This window comes from Croceibacterium mercuriale (assembly GCF_000802385.1).
In the GTDB taxonomy this organism is placed as follows: domain Bacteria; phylum Pseudomonadota; class Alphaproteobacteria; order Sphingomonadales; family Sphingomonadaceae; genus Croceibacterium; species Croceibacterium mercuriale.
The window spans coordinates 152,996-171,065 of the sequence record NZ_JTDN01000003.1 but is presented as its reverse complement, the minus strand read 5'-3'; the positions used below and the strand labels follow the sequence as shown (position 1 = coordinate 171,065).

At 65.8% G+C, this 18,070-nt stretch carries 17 protein-coding genes; 16 read left to right on the top strand and 1 reads right to left on the bottom strand.

What is annotated here, in order from left to right:
• Positions 1-38: 38 nt before the first annotated feature.
• The 12 genes from PK98_RS15225 (at position 39) to PK98_RS15165 (ending at position 10,247) form a co-directional block, all read left to right on the top strand.
• Entirely contained in the window at positions 39-557 is a 519-nt protein-coding gene (locus PK98_RS15225; protein ID WP_039097889.1) for a DUF736 domain-containing protein, read from the top strand.
• Between the two features lie 167 nt (positions 558-724).
• Positions 725-1,111, top strand: a complete 387-nt coding sequence (locus PK98_RS15220; protein WP_039097888.1) for a hypothetical protein — start codon at positions 725-727, stop codon at positions 1,109-1,111.
• An 89-nt stretch (positions 1,112-1,200) separates the two neighbouring features.
• On the top strand, positions 1,201-1,446 hold the full coding sequence (locus PK98_RS15215; RefSeq protein WP_039097887.1) for a hypothetical protein: 246 nt from the start codon (positions 1,201-1,203) through the stop codon (positions 1,444-1,446).
• A gap of 238 nt (positions 1,447-1,684) precedes the next feature.
• On the top strand, positions 1,685-1,978 hold the full coding sequence (locus PK98_RS15210) for a hypothetical protein (RefSeq protein WP_039097886.1): 294 nt from the start codon (positions 1,685-1,687) through the stop codon (positions 1,976-1,978).
• Between the two features lie 193 nt (positions 1,979-2,171).
• The gene (locus tag PK98_RS15205) at positions 2,172-2,633 is read left to right on the top strand and encodes a hypothetical protein (RefSeq protein ID WP_152608756.1); all 462 of its coding nucleotides are present in this window, start codon (positions 2,172-2,174) and stop codon (positions 2,631-2,633) included.
• An 805-nt stretch (positions 2,634-3,438) separates the two neighbouring features.
• Entirely contained in the window at positions 3,439-3,774 is a 336-nt protein-coding gene (locus PK98_RS15200; protein ID WP_039097884.1) for a single-stranded DNA-binding protein, read from the top strand.
• Between the two features lie 61 nt (positions 3,775-3,835).
• Positions 3,836-4,102 carry a hypothetical protein gene (locus PK98_RS15195; protein WP_152608755.1) on the top strand — a complete coding sequence of 89 codons (267 nt, stop codon included), beginning with the start codon at positions 3,836-3,838 and terminating at the stop codon, positions 4,100-4,102.
• A gap of 414 nt (positions 4,103-4,516) precedes the next feature.
• Positions 4,517-4,729 carry a hypothetical protein gene (locus tag PK98_RS15190; RefSeq protein ID WP_039097881.1) on the top strand — a complete coding sequence of 71 codons (213 nt, stop codon included), beginning with the start codon at positions 4,517-4,519 and terminating at the stop codon, positions 4,727-4,729.
• A gap of 1,008 nt (positions 4,730-5,737) precedes the next feature.
• Positions 5,738-6,730: a DUF2493 domain-containing protein gene (locus tag PK98_RS15185; RefSeq protein WP_039097880.1), complete on the top strand. Its 993-nt coding sequence runs from the start codon at positions 5,738-5,740 to the stop codon at positions 6,728-6,730.
• A gap of 2,010 nt (positions 6,731-8,740) precedes the next feature.
• A complete protein-coding gene (locus tag PK98_RS15175) occupies positions 8,741-9,304 on the top strand; it encodes a hypothetical protein (protein WP_039097878.1) in 564 nt (187 codons plus the stop codon).
• Positions 9,301-9,618 carry a hypothetical protein gene (locus PK98_RS15170; protein ID WP_152608754.1) on the top strand — a complete coding sequence of 106 codons (318 nt, stop codon included), beginning with the start codon at positions 9,301-9,303 and terminating at the stop codon, positions 9,616-9,618. Before PK98_RS15175 ends, PK98_RS15170 begins: the two co-directional genes overlap by 4 nt.
• A gap of 380 nt (positions 9,619-9,998) precedes the next feature.
• Positions 9,999-10,247: a hypothetical protein gene (locus tag PK98_RS15165; protein ID WP_081996318.1), complete on the top strand. Its 249-nt coding sequence runs from the start codon at positions 9,999-10,001 to the stop codon at positions 10,245-10,247.
• Between the two features lie 115 nt (positions 10,248-10,362).
• Here the strand turns inward: PK98_RS15165 and PK98_RS15160 are convergent, their stop codons facing one another.
• A complete protein-coding gene (locus PK98_RS15160) occupies positions 10,363-10,602 on the bottom strand; it encodes a hypothetical protein (protein WP_039097876.1) in 240 nt (79 codons plus the stop codon).
• 1,010 nt (positions 10,603-11,612) lie between these two features.
• On the opposite strand from PK98_RS15160, the gene PK98_RS15150 reads away from it, so the two are divergent.
• The 4 genes from PK98_RS15150 to PK98_RS15135 all read left to right on the top strand — a co-directional run bounded on the left by PK98_RS15150 (position 11,613) and on the right by PK98_RS15135 (position 18,064).
• Positions 11,613-14,102, top strand: coding sequence for a type IV secretion system DNA-binding domain-containing protein (locus PK98_RS15150; protein WP_235425553.1), 2,490 nt, complete (start codon positions 11,613-11,615; stop codon positions 14,100-14,102).
• A 3-nt stretch (positions 14,103-14,105) separates the two neighbouring features.
• Positions 14,106-17,120, top strand: coding sequence for a MobF family relaxase (gene mobF, locus PK98_RS15145; protein WP_039097874.1), 3,015 nt, complete (start codon positions 14,106-14,108; stop codon positions 17,118-17,120).
• A gap of 10 nt (positions 17,121-17,130) precedes the next feature.
• Positions 17,131-17,493, top strand: coding sequence for a hypothetical protein (locus PK98_RS15140; RefSeq protein ID WP_152608753.1), 363 nt, complete (start codon positions 17,131-17,133; stop codon positions 17,491-17,493).
• A 61-nt stretch (positions 17,494-17,554) separates the two neighbouring features.
• The gene (locus PK98_RS15135; protein WP_039097872.1) at positions 17,555-18,064 is read left to right on the top strand and encodes a DUF2726 domain-containing protein; all 510 of its coding nucleotides are present in this window, start codon (positions 17,555-17,557) and stop codon (positions 18,062-18,064) included.
• Positions 18,065-18,070 lie beyond the last annotated feature (6 nt).

Sequence of the window (18,070 nt, the reverse complement as noted above, 5' to 3'; positions counted from 1 at the left end):
CCGGACAATGGGTTCGGACGCATCAGGAGCCTTCCACCATGAACATCGGCAACCTCAAGCTCGACCCGCAGACCAGCGCCCCCGTCGGCCGCATCGCCACCATGAACTTCAGCGCCGTGATCGCGCTGCAGGAGGTCCGCTCCAACAACAGCAAAGCACCGGCCTTCGACGTCCTGGCGCTGTCGAGCGATCGCCGCACCTGGCTGAAGATCGGCGCGTTGTGGGAGTTCACCGCCAACGACACCGGCGTGAGTTTCTACTCGGGCCGGATCGACGATCCCTCGATGCCGAAGCCGCTCGACATCGCCGCCTTCCGCCAGGATGACGGCTCGTTCAACGTCGCGTGGCGCCGCCCGAAGCAGCGGGTCGAGACCCCGAAGCCGGGCACGGTTCCGGCCGAGGACGCGCTGCCCGCGCTGCCCGGCGCCGATGGCACCGACGGCATCCCCGAGGGCACGCCGGTCTCCAAGGGTGCTGATGGCGACGATGGCCTTGGCGACAGCACCGCTCCCGCACCAGCACCGCGCAGCCGCAAGCGGGAACAGGTCGACGCCTGAGCGATATCTACCAAAACGGCGGCGGTGGTTCCCCCTCCCATCCGCTGCCGTAACGGCCCGCCCGGCTCACTGTCCGGGCGGGCCTTTTCTTTGCCTACTGCTTCCCGGCAATCGGCCACGAACAAAGTGGAGGGGGATGGAGGAACTGGGCCATAAAGGAGGCACAGATGCTCGATCTTTCCGCGTCAGCACGCAAGTCGCCCTACTTCGCCAAGGACCAGGCGAAGGCGACACGCTGCACCAAGTTCATCGGCAGTGGCTCGCAAGCCAGCTCGACCCACGCCTATCGCATTGCCGCCGGCGCACTCGCGAACAGCGGGCGCTACAACAATCGCGACGTCGTGATGATCTCGGCCGAAGGTGCGCGCCGGCAGCGGATGCGCCCCGATCTGACAGAGATCAACATCGCGGCAGCGGCCGGTGTCACCTTCATCACCGACGTGCCGGCGGATCGCGAACGGTCCTACAATGTCGGTGAACGCGAGGTGGCGCATTACCTTGGGATCAAGCGCTACGTCGAGGTCGAACCCGGTGTCTGGCAACGCCCCGGCTGACCGATGACCTGTCGCCGCTAAGCCCAACACCTGAGGACACCCTCGCCGGACAGCGCTGACGCGCGCGTCCGGCTCGCAGGAGACCTGCCATGCCCGACTTCGGCCTTTACGCCAAACGCGACCCGCTGCGCGCCGCCAGGATCCTCGACCGGATCAAGCGGTACGCGGAACGCCGGTCGCGCTTTCTTGATGCCCTCGACATGCAGCAGCTCTCCCCCGCCGAGCTCCGCCGGATTTATGCGGTTGATGACGACCTCAACGATGTCGTCGCCTTCGGCACGCTCTACGTCGAGCACTTGCACGGCCTCGATCTCGAACGTCAGCTTCTGCGGTGAGACGCCGACCCGAGCACCACCACTGCCCCCCGTGTCGCAACCACTCGCCAGCTATCAGCACCTGGTTGCCCTATGGTCGGGATCAACCGCCTTGCGGCGCGACCGAGTTGGCCGCTGCGCGGCCTGCCCGCACCACTCGCTTGCAAGCCGGTTCCCCGCCGCTGCGCGTCGGTGATCCCGCCCATGACGGCCAACCATGCAGTGCTGGCGGCGAGTGGCCGCAACACGGGAGGTCGCAATGGCGGAGTTTCAGATCACGTTCTATCGCGCAGCGCTCGTCGCCGGCATCGAGGCAAACGCCGCGCAGGCGCTGACCGAGCTGACGGAGGAGTTCATCGTCAGCAAGGTCGCCGAGGCAAACCGCGAGGTGCTCGCCAAGCTCGAGGCGGTGAACGGTCGCCTCGCCAATATCGAGGGTCGGATCGACACACGCGTTTCAATGTCGCGCCTGCAGCTCGCCTTCGTCATCGCCACTGCGGCGGTCGGCAGCACCTTCGGCCCCACGCTGATGAAGATCCTCGGCATCGGGTGAGGTGCCGGGGCTCCGGCCCCGTCTCACGCTGCGGCGTTGGTCGACGCTGATCACCTGCTTATCGGAGCATCGACGCCATCCACGTTGATTTCAGCTCCGACTTGATTGCACAAGAAAACCGACCGGTGGATATTGCCGACCGCTACAATCTCCGAGACGCTTCGTGACAACCCACCCCGCCTGGAGCCCTACTATGCCAGCGCAACAAGCCACCAAGGAGAGTTCGAAGCCTGAGCTTCGCCATCCACAACGTTGCAGCTATTGCAGCGCCGACGTGACGTCCTGGCCCAAGCACCAGGTGATGACCTTGTGCACCTGTTGTGCGCAACCGATCATGCCCGTCGGACGCTCGTTGCAATGGGCGACGGACAAGCAGAACATTCCCGTGCTGCACCTCGCCGAGTGGATCACGATCGCCATCGCGGCCGCTGCCGGCGTGGTCTACCTGGCCGGAGCCCAGACCGCCGCCTACCACATCGGTGCTTATGCCTTGATCGGTGCCGCTGCCGCCTACGGATGGGAGGCTTTCGCCAACATCCGAACGCGTATCAGTCAGACCTGGGGACAGGTGCAGCGAGGCGGTGTGGACAGCCTGATTGCCCCTGTACTGATCCTGCTATTGGCCAGCTGGCTCCTGACCGTCGCCATGAGCTAGAGACGGGCGGCTTGGTGTCTTGACCTGGAACTGAGTGCCGCCCCCCGCTGACGCGGGAGCGCGCTCTATTCCGCCCCCATCGCCACCTTGCCGCTGCGCGACCAGGCGGCGCCGTCGGCTCCACCGAGCCCCGCAAGCGGGTCTCGGCCCTTGCGGGTCACGATCGCTGGCGGAAGTCCTGCACCGCCATCCACGGCCGAGGCAGAGCAACACATCAGCACCCCTTCGCAGGAGGGAACCCAAGCATCCGACGAAGGTCCCGCTGCCCCACGGCGTGTCCGACATCCCCGCGGGTTCATAGAATGCAGGCGGCCGGTGACGGCGGCGGTCGCCGTCGCCAGTGTGGTCGCAAGACACCCATGCCCATGCCGCAGTGCCCCTGCGGAACTCAGGTCATCGTCCTCGAGCGGGTAGCCCTGAATCCATGACGCCCCCTCGCGTCAGCGGGAGGTTCGACCGGTCACCCCTTCGGGTGCTTCCGGCGATGCCGTAGGTGCCCCTGTAGCCATCACGAGCGATGGTGTGGTCCATGGCCATGCGTGTCCGCCTCGGATTGCCAATGTCCATTTCTCTGGCGCCTCTCGGTGACCCGGCGAGGAGCATCCGCCTCGATGTGCCCCCAGCCCACCCTGCGGACCGGGCCAACACCCGCTAACGGACCGTGTGGTCCGCCCGATGGGCGGCCTGCCCGCACCACTCCGTGATCGGATGTTCCCCTCCGCGCGAGCGCGTCGGTGTCCCGGCCCGCCTGGCGGGCTCAATCAGGGGCACGGCGGACGCCCCGCCGGATCTCGGAGGCTTGGAAATGAACATCGTCAATCTCGTCGGCCGCCTGGCCAAGGACCCCATCACCCGTGACGGCCGGGACACCCGCATCACCGAAATCACCCTGGTGACCGATCGCCCCCGCATCCGCGAAGGCAAGGTCGTCAAGGATCCCGAGACGGGCTACCCGCTCAAGGACGCCGAGTTCCACAAGGTCACCATCTTCAACGGCATGGGCACCGGAGTCCGCGACCACAAGGTGAAGGGCGACCTGCTCGCCGTCACCGGCCGCATCCACTACACCCGCTGGAAGGACGCCGAGAACAACGACCGCTTCGGTTGCGAGATCATCGCCGAGAACGTCGAGTTCATCTGACCCGCCAGAGGGCGGCGCTGACGCGCCGCCCTTCTCGCATCCTCGCCAATGGAGAATGACCATGCAGGACTTCGGCCTCTTCGCCGAGCGCGATATCACACGCGCCGAGCAGCTCCTCCGCAAGCTTGAACGGTTTGCCGAACGTCGCGACGACTTCCTCGATCACATCGACGTCGGCGCCCTCGACCTGTCGGACTCCTACGCCATCGAATGCGAAGACGATGCCCTCGACGAGACCATAGCTTTTGGTCACCTCTACCTTGAACACCTGCACCAGATGGATGCCTTCCGAGCCGAGATGCAATCCATCACCATGGTCGCTGCCTGAAGGCTGCTGACACGAAAGCACCCGCCTTGACTGCCCCCGCGATGCGGGAGCAAACTCTATTCCGACTGCTCAGCCGGAATCGCTGGCGGTCACCAGATTTACCCCCTGCGCACTGTCCAAGCGTCCTTCCTGCTGAACGGCCGCAACACAGGAATGAGTTCCCGCTGTTAACCCCTCTGCGGGCGATCCGCGCAGCGGATCGTCTCCGCGCCGGGGGCGGGAACCTCTCTCCCACACACACAGGACCACCTGCCGAAACATATCAGGCTTCGGCGCCCGTCAAGGCTGCGCCCCGACCATCGATTTTTCGTGGTGCCCCGAAAAATAGACAGCCGGAGCACCCCGGCAAGCCGGCGGCCGCGAGCGGCCGACCCTGACTGGCCGCCTCCCACCTGATCGCACGGCCGGGTTCCCATGGTGGGGACGATCAAGGAGGCTTTCATGGCAATCACCGGCATCACCCAGCACGACATCGCATCCGAGGACGCGGCGCTGAGCGCATTCTACGCCTTCATCGATGGACAGGCTGCTGACGCATGGCGGTTCGACTTCCAGCCCCGGGAGGCGGGCGACGCAGAGCACGAGGACGACGCCGACGACATAAACCTCGCCGAGGATCTCGACTGAAGCACAGACAGGGAGGTGACCGGGCAACCGGAAGCCTCCCTCCTGCCATGCTGCGTCGTCAGGCGCAGCTCAGGGGCATCGAGCCCCCTCGCCGCGCAGCGTTGCCGGCGCCACCCAGAAACTGCCTCCCGGCGCACCGCATGGTCCGCCCTCGCGCTGCACACTCCGGGCACGGCCCGGCGCACCTGCCGTAGCGCGAGTGGAAATCCCCGGAGCGGCCGTCGTCGGCCGCAGGTCATGGCTCCGCCAGGCGCGGCTCACGCCGCGCCCATGGCAGCGAAAGAGGAGGGGGAGGGAGACTGGGATGTGCTGTGCCGGAAGGAGTGAGACATGCTGCAGCTGCCGGGTCGAAGATGGTGGATGGACTGGGTGCGTTCCCTGCCGCCTCCCGCGATGCGGGACCACGCTCTACTCAGCCGCCGGGGGCGGCTTCCCCGAGCCCGCGAGCGGTCTCGGCCCTGGCGGGTGACGATCGCTGGCGGTCCGGCACCGGCCTTGCGGCCAAGGTGCCGGCAAAGACTTGCGCGCGGCGCCGGTCAGCCTCGCCGGGTCGACAAGCGCCCCGGCGGTTCGCCTGCAGGCGAACCCGGCAGCCGGCTCCGGTGCGCGCTGCGCTTTGTGGCGATTCTCTCCCGATTGCCTGCGGCAATGCCGTCGCCCCCCTATCGGGCGCCGGCGGGAGGGCATCGTTCTGGATGAGTTCCCGCTGTTAACCCGTTCGCGGGGCCGGGCGGCGGACCGGCAAGCCGGTCCTGTGACCGCCCGTCTCTCGCGCTCCGGGGCGGGAACCTCTCTCCCACACACACAGGAACACCCACGAGAACATATCAGGCTTCGGCGCCCGTCAAGGCGGCGCCCCGGCCATCGATTTTTCGTGGGTGCCCCCGAAAAATAGACACCCGGAACACCCCGGCAAGCCGGCGGCCGCAGGCGGCCGGCCCGGACTGGTCGCCTCCCACCTGATGGGGGGTGGGGGTTCCCATGGTGGGGACGATCAAGGAGGCTAATATGACCAAGTTCAACAACTTCGCCGATCTCGCCAACATGCGCGCCGAGCTGGCCGACAGCCGTACCGACGTGGTGGATGCCTACGATGGCAGCTTCATCGAGCATTCCGAGTTCGCCAAGCTGACCGTCGTTGACGCGCCGATCACGGCCGACATGCCCGATGCCGACATGGCGCGCCGGGCGGTGGAGATGGCCATCGGCACGATCTTCGACGTCCTGAAGGACACTCGGATGGAAGAGTTCGCCCAGCAGCTCGCTTGGGGCATGGTGAACAGCTTCCACATGACCGCCCGCCTCGCCGAGGGCCGCGAAGATGACGCCGCCAAGAAGCTGGCCGAGATGGCCCGCCAATGGGACCCGTCGGAAATCTACGCCGTCGAGCTCGAGGAAACGCAGCAGCTCTGCCAGACACTGCAGGGTTGCCGCGAGAGCCTGGAAGCCATGCGCGACCACGCCGCCGAGGTCTACCGCGTCGAGACCGGCCGACCCTTCACCGCCACGCGCGGATCGCAGGTCAGCCGCAGCGGGGTGACCGCCTCGCAGATCCAGGCACGCGACTATCTCGCCGCCCGGGCCCAGGAGCGCCGCGCACAGTTCAACCCGGAAGGGCCGCTGGTGCTGGTCTCGGGCGGACAGGACAACTGGCACGATCATGCCATGGTCTGGAGCATCCTTGACGACATCAAGGCCCGCATCCCGCACATGGTCATCGCCACGACCGCGATGCGCAAGGGCGTCGACGCGATGGCGAACAGCTGGGCCGCGGCGAACGGGGTCAAGACCATCGCCTTCATCCCCGATCGGCGCCACGGCAAGAGCGCCGGCTTCAAGCGTAACGACCGGATGATCGACCTGCAGCCGGTTGAAGCGCTGATCTGCGAGGGCACGGGGATCCAGTCGCACCTCGCACAGCGCCTCCGCCAGAACGGGGTGCCGCTGCACATCCGCCGGCTGACCGACCAGCAGGCTGCCCCGATGCGCAACCGCCGCTGAGGCGGCTTACGAGGCGAGGGGGCTGCGCCACGGCGCAGCCTCCCCGCCTCTTCTTCTCTTTCGTTGCACAAAAGCGCGGCTCAGGGGCATCGAGCCCCGTCGCCGCGCGCGTGGCGGCTGTCCCGACCCACCCCACCGGTGGCCATAGCTCGCCGGATGCGCGCCCTGGACGGGCGCTGCCAGCCTCGCCGGCCACCTGCGGCAACGCCAGGTGCAACCGTCGGACGCGGCCTATGGCCGCGCGCCAGCTGCGAGCGATGTGGCCGACGGCGGCAGTCCCTTGCGGGCGGCGCGCACCTGCGTGCGCGGCACGCCACGCGCAGTCTGCCTCCGCCGGATCGCCGGTCCGCCGAGTGGCTCGCCTGAGCGGCCTGACGGCCTGCTACAGGCATCGCCCGGCGGACCTGCAGTGTTGCCCGCTGACCGCGGCGACGCGGCCTCCGGGCCGCGCTCCTGCGGCATCCGCTGTGCTCCACCTGGCCGGTGGCCATGGCTCGCCGGATACGCGCCCTGATGGGCGCTGCCGGCCTTGCCGGCCACCTGCGGCAGTACACCTGACAAGCGTCGGACGCGGCCTATGGCCGCGGGCCAGCTGCAAGCGATGTGGCCGGCACCGGCAGTCCCTTGCGGGCGGCGCGCACCTGCGTGCGCGACACGCCACGCGCGGTCTGCCTCCGCCGGATCGCCGATCCGCCGAGCGGCTCGCCTGAGCGGCCTGACGGCCTGCTGCAGGCATCGCCCGGCGGACCTGCGGCGTCGCTCGCGGCACGGGCGGACGCGGCCTCTGGGCCGCAGCAGGCGGCACTATGCCGGGTGCCCCGGCTCGTGCCCAGCGTCGCGATCCATGGCCCGGCGGTCCGGGTTGCCGGTCCCGCGCCCTCGACGGGCGCCCCCGGCATTGCCGGACCACCTGCGGCAGAGCACGGGGACAGGGCGGACGCGGCCTATGGCCGCGCGCCAGCTGCAAGCGATGTGGCCGGCACCGGCAGTCCCTTGCGGGCGGCGCGCACCTGCGTGCGCGACACGCCACGCGCGGTCTGCCTCCGCCGGATCGCCGGTCCGCCGAGTGGCTCGCCTGAGCGGCCTGCCGGCCTGCTGCAGGCATCGCCCGGCGGACCTACGGTGTTGCTCGCGGCACGCGCGGACGCGGCCTCTGGGCCGCGCTCCCGTGGCTTCCGGTGGGCTCCGCCTGACCGGTGGCCATGGCTCGCCGGCTACGCGCCCTGGACGGGCGCTACCGGCCTCGCCGGCCACCTGTCGCAGCACACCTGGCAAGCGTCGGGACGCGGCCTATGGCCGCGCGCCAACTGCGAGCGATGTGGCCGGCGCCGGCAGTCCCTTGCGGGCGGCGCGCACCTGCGTGCGCGACACGCCACGCGCGGTCTGCCTCCGCCGGATCGCCGGTCCGCCGAATGGCTCGCCTGAGCGGCCTGACGGCCTGCTGCAGACATCGCCCGGCGGACCTGTCGCAGCACACCTGGCAAGCGTCGGACGCGGCCTATGGCCGCGCGCCAGCTGCGAGCGATGTGGCCGGCGCCGGCAGTCCCTTGCGGGCGGCGCGCACCTGCGTGCGCGACACGCCGCGCGCGGTCTGCCTTCGCCGGATCGCCGGTCCGCCGAATGGCTCGCCTGAGCGGCCTGACGGCCTGCTGCAGGCGTCGCCCGGCGGACCTGTCGCAGCACACTTGGCAAGCGTCGGACGCGGCCTATGGCCGCGCGCCAGCTGCGAGCGATGTGGCCGGCGCCGGCAGTCCCTTGCGGGCGGCGCGCACCTGCGTGCGCGACACGCCGCGCGCGGTCTGCCTTCGCCGGATCGCCGGTCCGCCGAATGGCTCGCCTGAGCGGCCTGACGGCCTGCTGCAGGCATCGCCAGGCAAACCTGCGGTGTCGCTCGCGGGATACGCGAACGCGGCCTCTGGGTCGCGAACAAGGCTACGCCTCCGATCACCTCGGGATCCATGAAGCGGGAGAGGAGGGGGAGGGAGAAGGTGAGCTATTGAGGAGGCTAAGATGCTCGTCACCTTCCGCATCGTCGACACGCAATCCCGGCTGCATACAAAGCCTGCAACCATCACCGCTCGAGAACTGGCCAAGCTGGTCGCCATGCTGCGAGATTACAGGATGGTAATCGATCCCGATGAAGGCGAGATCGACCACCTGCCGACCAATTTCGAGTTCAACGCCAACAGCATTGCCCTGGCGAAACTGTCGGGGTTGTTCGATTGGCGCGACGACATCATCGCCATCGTCGAGGAAGGGCAGTTCCTTGGTCGGACATTGCGTGTGGAACGAGCGCTAGAAGGCACCGATATCCAGCTGCGTGTGTCGGAGCATATAGCTCTCGCCAGCGACATGACCTTGCGCGAGGATACCGCCGAGAAGCTATTCGCCGCGATCGGTATCAACCCCGCGGCGAGAACCTCCATAAGCATCGATCGCCTGAGCGATCTGCTGCGCCAGCCCACCATGGCCAAAGCCTTCGACGATCTGGAGATCCGCACGATCTACGATCAGCTGACGATGACCGTCACCACCGATTGCGGCGAGCAGCAGCCGCGCCTCACCTGGGCATGATGCCCACGCCCCAACCACAAGAGGTCACCATGACGAACGCACCGTGGATCGAGCACCTTGCGATGCTTCCTGAAGACAGCCGCCAGCGCATCCGCCGCTACATCGAAGAGGGCTATGGCGCCTCCCTCAGCACCTTCTATCGCTGCCTGATCGCCAACGACCTGATCGGCGCGATGCAGGGGGGCGACGAGGAGAACCGCGCAGCCCTGCCGACCTTTGTCGAGTACCTGACCGCCTATGCTCCGGCCGATTGCTACGGCAGCATCGAGAAGCTTCATGCCTGGCGCGGGATTGCGGGAGCCGCGGGAGCGTAGGAAATGACCAGTTAGATCCGAGGGCGCGCTTAGCCTCCCGCTTTCAGGATCGATGGGGAAGGGCACCGAGCCGCAAGGTTCCGGTGCCCTTCTTTTTGCCATCTGCTTTCCCGCCAACCACTGGCCCGGCTCGCTCGCGATGTGCGCGCTAAAGCGCACCATCGTCTCGCATCGGCCGGGCGGTGCCAACCACACAGGACTTATCACAGGCTTCCCATTGCACCACACGAAAGCGGGCGCCTCAATGCGCTGCGGTTCCCCCAATTTGCTGCGCAAATCGGCTCCCCCACAGCCCCTGCGGGCGGCCTACGGCCGGCATTGACCCGCCCGCTTTCGCGCGCTCGCCGATGGCCATCATTCATAAGATGATGGAGGCTAACATGACGCAGACTATCACCGCATCGAACGCTATCGCAGCACAGGCACTGATCGCACGCAGCATCACGCTCGATACCCGCATCCTCGAAGCCGAGAAGCGCTCCTACCACAGCTTCTTCGACATCCACGTCATCGAGAATGACGAGGGCTCCTACAGCATCATCGAAGAGGGCGACTACGGCGCGCTGCCGCTCCACATCATCGACAACATCGTCTACACCGCTGACGCCAAGATGAGCGACGACTACTGACGCAGAATGGGGGGCCTCGGCTCCCCATTTCTTTTGTTGCTAAAGGTCGACCGGCAGGGGCATCGAGCCCCTACCTGTCGAGCGGCGCTGACGCGCCGCAGGCACTGCGACCGGCTCAGGCCTTCGCGCTACCACCGGCCAGTTCGCGCAACTTATCGAGCGCGACCTTGGGCTTCACCTGCAAGCTCAGCTCGAGGATCTCGATAGCCCGCTCGCGGCCGACAGATTTGACCAGCTTGTCGATCGCCTTCGCGGACTCCTGCTTCTCCAGTTCAGCCAGCTTCGCCCGGCGTTCGCGCAACTCCTGTTCCGCCTGCTCCAACGCTTCGCGTTCACGCTCAACTTTCGACTTCATTTCAACCGTCCCTTACCTTCGCAACCCCGGCTGAAATGCTAGCGCATTTCCGCGCCAAATCGAGCCCTAATCTTTGTACCGGATGATGGCCGAGATCAGCTACTCGGGCGCAGGGCATCGCGCCTCGATCGTGAAACCTATGTTGGCTGTTGAGCGAGCCATCTCGAAGGTGAGTGTGGGCCGGATCAGGCGCCGGCTATGCCGGCACCTGACCGCGCTCTATTCCGCCGCCGTCGCTGCCAGGCCGCTACGCGGCATGGCAGCGACAACGGCTCCACCGAGCCCCAGTTGCACTGGGTCTCGGCCCTACGGGTGACGATCGCTTCCGGGAGGGCGCGCAACACAGGCCTCAGCAACTTGTCGATGATTTCCAGGATCAGCTGACGCGACAGATGATACCAAGGGCGCCCAAGACCACCGCCGAGGCCCATCCGGCCTCACGGCCGGACAGCTCCACCGGGAACCCGGACCAACACAAAGGAGTCAGGACAGGCACAGGGATGGACGAGGCTCTAAGTCCCTAATCCAATGCACACCCTACACCGCTTCGCGGTTGATACTGCAAGGGGATATTGACCTTCATTCAACGACTTAGGAGCGCTGCAGCCTGCTGCACCGCGCTGCAGCCCGCTGCAGTGCTCGGGCAAGCGGCTTATCTCATTGTATCTTAATGCTAATCTAGTGCAGTGTGCTGCAGCGGATTAGCGCTTTCGTTGCGGCTGCAGGGGCGGTATAAGGGCGTTGCGATACCCGAGCCAGGTCTTGAGAAGGACCTGGTATGTCTAAAAGAACCCAGTCTGTCGGCGTTGCTTTCCCGGCGGACATTCTGGCCGAAGTCGATCAGCTGGCAGCTGATCGCTCGATGTCGCGCACCGAGCTGGTATGCGCGGCCATCAGGGTAGGCCTGCCCCTCATGCGGATTGGCATCGCGGTCAACACGCGACGTACTCTCGCCATACTCGAGCATACCCAGCTCGCTCTATCACTGCTGATAGAGCGGGAGAGCCCGGATGACGCTGCGGAGCTGCTACGACTGGCGTTCCGAAACGTGGACGCTCACCATGGTTGAGGACGTCCGCTTCAGCAAGAAAGCAGCGACGATCACGCACGATTCCGCACGCGGAAAAGTGGTGCGGAATGCTGATAGTTTTACACGCGGATCACAGCTGTTCAGCCATCAGGTTCTGATGACCTGGGCGGGCATGAAAGTGCCCCTGCAAGTATGGCTTTTCACCACCCTCGCCATCGGCTCCGCGCTGGCCCTCTACAACCTCGCGACGAACCAAGTCCACATGGTCATTATGCTCGGCCTTTCGACGCTGTGGAACTGGGTCGGACTGGACCCGCTCAAGGGCATAAATCTGACCCTCGCCAGCGGGCGGATCGCAGAGGTGACGGCCAACGGACTGCCCTATCATCCAGCAGTGATCGAAGCGTGGACGATCACCAAGAAGATCATGCTGGCGGCGCTGATCGGTGGCTTCTTCATCTGCACACCGTTGACCATGTGGTTCGTCGACTTCTCACGCCGCCGCGGCAGCGAAATCCTCAAAGAGCGCCACGAGCGCGGAGCGATCCTGGTCAGCCGTGACGAGCTGGCTGAGAACACCGCACAGTACAACGCGACAAGACACGCGGAGGAGTGCGCCAAGCGCAAGCCACCGTTGAACGCGAAAGAGGTACGCAAGCTGACGATCCGCAAGCGGATCAGGATGGGCGATCACGTACCCTACCGTATGGCGACAGTGCCGGTTCCATGGAAGCTGGAACAGAGCCATGCCATGCTGATCGGCACGACCGGTTCGGGTAAGACAACCGAGCTGAAGAAGATCGTCAAGCAGGCGCGTGCCCGCGGTCACCGAGCCGTAATCTTCGACCTTACCGGAACGTTCGTTGAAAGCTTCTACGACCCTGAGCGCGACGTGATCCTCAACCCGATGGATCAGCGCTGTGAAGCGTGGTCGATCTTCAACGACTGCGACACCTACGCCGACTTCATGAGTGCAGCCAATGCACTGATCCCGACCGGGCATAATGCCGAGGATGATTTCTGGCAGAAAGCTGCCCGGATGCTGCTCGTCGAAATGTGCATGAAGATGCTCAAGTTGAACGTGCGCACCAATGGCGGCCTGGCGCACTTTCTGATGCAGGCGGACCTCAAAGCCTTGCACCGTCAGCTGGAAGGAACCGCAGCCGGTCCGCTGGTCTCCCCCCAGGCTGCCAAAATGGCGGAATCGATCCGCGCGACCTTCACAGCCAATGCCAACGTCATGCGCTTCCTGCCAGAGCCAAGGGAGGGCCAAGCAGGCTTCTCGATCAACCGTTGGATGACCGAGGATGTGCAGGAAGGCTCGATCATGTTCATCACCTCCACCCACACGGATCTGGTGCTCAATCGGCCCCTGCTGACGCTGTGGATGGACCTTGCGGTGAATGCACTGTTCCGCATGGGCCGGACCCGCAATCTGCGCACCTGGTTCCTGCTGGACGAGGTTCACGCCTTGCATCGCCTGCCGGCGATCGAACATGGCCTGCAGACGGCCCGCGCCGTCGGCGGCGCCTTCGTGCTGGGAATGCACTCGTTCGACAAGCTGGCCGAGACCTATGGCGAGAACGGCGCGGTCAATCTTGCGTCGCTTGCGCGCACCAAGCTGGTGCTCGCCACAGCGGATATTGAGACCGCCAAACGCTGTGCCGACTACATCGGCAACCGTGAAGTCCGGCAGATGGATGAGGCGTACAGCTACGGCTACAACAACAGCCGCGACGCCTCCACGATCACGCCCCGCAAGCAGATCGAGAATCTGGTGATGCCGGACGACATCACCAACCTGCCGTCGCTGCATGGCTTCATCAAGTTTCCGGACGGCTTCCCAGCGGCCCGTATCAAGCTGACGTGGGAGGATTACCCGGAGCAAGCCGAAGGGTTCATCAGGGTCACAGCCATGCGCGCTGCCGAGTATGTCCCTCCGGCCGAGGAAGGCGCGGATAAGAAGGATGGCGGGCGGGAGGGAGACGGTCCTGCCAACGAACCGATCCAGCAAGCCGAGATGGTGCGCGCAGGGGAGATGTCGGAGGCGCAAAAAGGCGCCGAACTGATGCGCCAGGAGGTCGAAGAGAAGAGCGCGCAGGTTTTCGACCGCGTGACAGGCGAGGTTCTGCAGCGCGATCCGCAAACGCCCTCACGCCTACCCACCGGTTCGACAGACGCGCCCCGTCAGGAGGGGGGCTTCGAGCTTACCTCCGCCCAGCGTCAGCGCGGCCAATCCGAGCAGGAGACACCGACCGGGCCTGGGAAGCTGAAGGACGTGCAAACCGGCAAGGGAGCGGCAAAGTCTGCTGGCGTCCTGCAGCAGGAGCAGGCGGGCAAGGACGAGCGCCAGGAAAGCCAGATCGCGCGGGAGGAACGGCTCGGCTTTGGTGCCGAGGAGCGTGGTCACAAGCACCACCACCATCATGCCGAGCCTGACATCTCGGATGACATGGATATGGAGCGCTAGACCATGCTGTCGGTGGCATCGGTCGGCTCTGCCGGCGGCGCGGCGAACTACTTTGCCAAGGATGACTACTACCTGGGCGACGGGCCGGGTGAACTCAGCGAGTGGGGCGGGAGGGGTGCCGATGCTCTTGGTCTCTCCGGTAACGTCACGAAGGAGGCGTTCGAGGGGCTGCTGAATAGCAGGCTGCCGGACGGCACGGAGGTCAACAAGGCGGCCAATGCGCGCGCTGGCGTCGACTTCACCTTCTCGCTGTCGAAGTCCGCTAGCATTCTGGCGCTGGTAACCGGCGACAAACGGATCCTCGAGGCACACCAGCAGGCGGTCAAGCAGACCATGGCATGGGTCGAGAAGAACTTTGCCGAAGCGCGTGACCGTACTCGAAACCCCAACGGCGAGCCGGTTCGCACCGGCAACCTGGTGTATGCATTGTTCCAGCACGACACCTCGCGCAAGCTCGACCCGCAAAGCCACATCCATGTGGTCATCGCGGCGATGACTCAGACGGCCGAAGGCAAGTGGAAGGCACTCTGGAACGGCGAGCTGTGGAAGAACAACACCGTGATCGGCTCGGCCTATCACGCCTTTGCCCGAGAGAACATGCAACGCCTCGGCTACCAGACCGAGATCACCGGCAAACACGGTCAGTGGGAGATCGCCGGTGTCCCGCGCGCAGTCATCGATCCCTTCAGCCAGCGCCGGCAGGAGGTGCTGGAGAAAGCCAAGGAGATCGGCGTGAGCACGCCGCAGGGGCAGGACCGCGTGGTGGTCAACACCCGCGATGCCAAGCTTGCTGTCGAGGACAAGGAAGCACTGCGCTCAGGATGGCAGGAGCGTGCAGCTGAACTGGGTTTCGATGGCAAGGACCTGGTTCGCGACGCCATGGCGCGCGCGCAGAACGGCCGAGAGAAGCCGATCGGCTCGCCTGCCCGGGTTCAGGAGCTGCTGGAGCCCATCAGGGCGGCATTGAAGGACTATGTGCGACCGGCGGACCCTCTGGCGACCAACGGCCTCTCGAGGGCTCTCCTGACCCCTTCCGGGCTACGAACAGAGATGGCGGTTGCCTCCGCCGTGCGGATCATCGGGCAGCGGGAAGCCGCGTTCGGAATCCACCAGGTCGGCAAGACAGCGCTCGATCTGGGTCTGAAAGGGGTCACGGTCGACAAGGTGGATGCTCGCATAGGCGCGCTGCTGGAACAGGGACAGTTGATCCCGGGCAGGAGCGACCGGATCGACGGTGTGGTACAGGTGGTGACAACGCCGGAGCATCTGCAGCAGGAGCGACAGCTTCTCGCCCAGATCGATCGCGGCCGTAATGCGTCGCAGCCGATCGTACCGGCCGCCGATGTTGCCGACCGGCTGCAGGCGGTCGCCGGCGATCGGTCGCTGAATGGTGAGCAGCTCGGCGCCGCTACGCTCGCCCTTTCGACCAGCGATCGCATGATGGTGGTGCAGGGCGTCGCCGGCGCCGGAAAGACGACCATGATCGAGGCGATGGCCAATGTCGCGCGCGAGGAGGGCAAGGAGGTCCTCGGTCTCGCTTTCGCCAACAAGATGGTCTCGATGCTGCGCGACGACGCCAAGATCGAGGCCCAGACCGTCTCCTCATTCGTCAACGCGCATCTCCGCGGCGCGCTGGCGGGGCAGGGACCCAACTTCGAGACGTCCAAGGCAGCGCTTGCCGGCAAGGTCCTGGTGCTGGACGAGGCGTCGCTGGTCGCCAACGAGCAGATGAACAATCTCGCCACGATCGCCAACGCCTATGAGGTCGACCGCCTGGTGATGATCGGCGATCACAACCAGCTGCAGCCGATCGATGCCGGCAAGGCGTTCAGCCTGATCCAGAGCCACGACCCGGCCATGGCGCGCATGGACACGAGCCTGCGCCAGAAAACCGAGCACATGCAGCAGGTCGCCACCCTGACCCGGGAGGGCAAGTTCCGCGAGGCGTTCGAGGTGCTGGGTGAGCGCGTGCAGCAGGTCGGCAAGGGCGAGAGTCATGTCGAGGTTGCGGCTGACAAGTGGCTGGCACTTTCCCCTGAGAACCGTGAGCGGACTGCGCTGTACGCATCGGGACGGGTTGCCCGCATCGAACTTAACGAGCTGGTGCAGGACGGCCTGAAGACGGAAGGTGTCCTGAAGGGAGAGGGGCTGGGGATCACGACCCTGCTGCAGGTCAACGCAACCCGCGAAGAGCTGCGCTACGCGCGGACCTACCATGCCGGGCAGGTGCTCGATGTGGTTCGGAACAAGGATGCAGGGGGTCTATCCCGCGGTCGATACGAGGTCCTCCGCACCAATGCGCGGGGCGAGGTCACGCTGCGGGACGAGAACGGCAAGCGGATCCGGTTCGATCCGTCGCGCATCGATCCGCAGGCGAAGAACGATGCGCTGCAGCTGTCCGAGAAGGAGCGCATCAAGCTCCATGAGGGCGACACGATCCGCTGGACGGCGACTGACAAGGCACGCGACCTGCTTAATTCCGAAACGGCCAAGGTGCTGTCGGTCAGCGGTGAGATGGTGACAGTCGCCACTGCACGGGGCGAGGTGATCGAACTGGCCGCCGGCGACAAGATGCTTGAGCGGCTCGGGCTCTCCTACGCCATCAACATGCACCAGGCTCAGGGCATGACGACCGATCAGGGCATCGGGGTCATGCACTCAAGCGAGCGCTTCCTGTCGAACCAGCGCCTGACCCACGTGATGGCAACCCGCGTGCGCGAAGACATCGAGATCGTCACCAACGACAAGGATCAGCTGATCCGAGCCATCGAGCGCAACCCCGGCGACAAGAGCAGCGCCCTTGAGGCGACGGGCGACAAGGATCTGAGGCTCGATCGTGGCAGCACCAGCCCCGGCATTGCCAGCGCGCTTGGTCCGCCGCGCAATGGGCCGGTGCTCCCGCCTGAGCTCAAGGTCGATCTCGACAAGCTGCCGCCGCTCCCGGGCCTCACCATGGAGAGCATGAGAGCCACCCCGCAGCTCGACCTCCCCGAACGCAACATCGAACGCAGCCGATAGGAGCCTTGGCATGTCCAACACCGGACCAATTGCGCTTGACCGACCCGCCACCCTCGAAACGATGGTCGATGCCGCCGGCCTCTCGCATATTGCGCGAGCCATCCAGGGCGAGAGCTTCACTGTCTGTGACCTCTCCGTCCACGGCGTCGCCGGCTGCGCCCAGATGCGCGACGGAGTGCATCAGCAGCAAATGATCGCTGACCTGGTGGCGATTGGCTTTTGCCTGTTTGTCGCCGCGCTGGTGGGCGGCATCGCCGTTGCGTTCGTCGACCTTGCCGGACGGGCCGCGCGGCCGTTCCAACGCAGGCGCCAACGGCGGCGCCAACTTGCCGCAGCAAATGACGACACCACCGTGATGGGCGCCGTAGCGTGACGGCATATGTCATCATCCCGATCATCCTGGTCGCGTCCGCGTTCTTCATGGCGACCGCCGCGTGACCTGGGGTACGCTGATCCCCATCCTGCTGCTGTTGGCGATCGTCATGGTCGCCATGCAGTTCGCCGGGAAGGGCAAGGGCATCGGCGGCTTGCCCGTCGAGCCGACGGCCCTGATGACCGACATGGAGCGGCGCACGATCGGCTACATCGAGCAGGCTATCCCAACGGCGCGGATCCACGCGCAGGTTTCGATGGGCGCGTTGCTGCGGCCTAAGTCCGGGCTCGACAAATCGGCACGGCAGATCACGCGCAACCGCTTCAGCAGCAAACGGGTCGATTTCGTGGTCGAGGACCGCGCGAGCGGCAGGATCATGCTGCTGATCGAGCTGGATGACCGCACCCACGATGCCGCGAAGGATCGCGATCGCGACCGGCTGACCGCTCGCGCCGGATACACCACCGTGCGCCTGCCAGCCTCCGAACGACCCACAGCCGAGAGCGTCCGGCGACACATCGGGAACGCGATCGGCACGGGCTCGGACAGCCACCAACCAGCTCTAGCATGAGGGAGA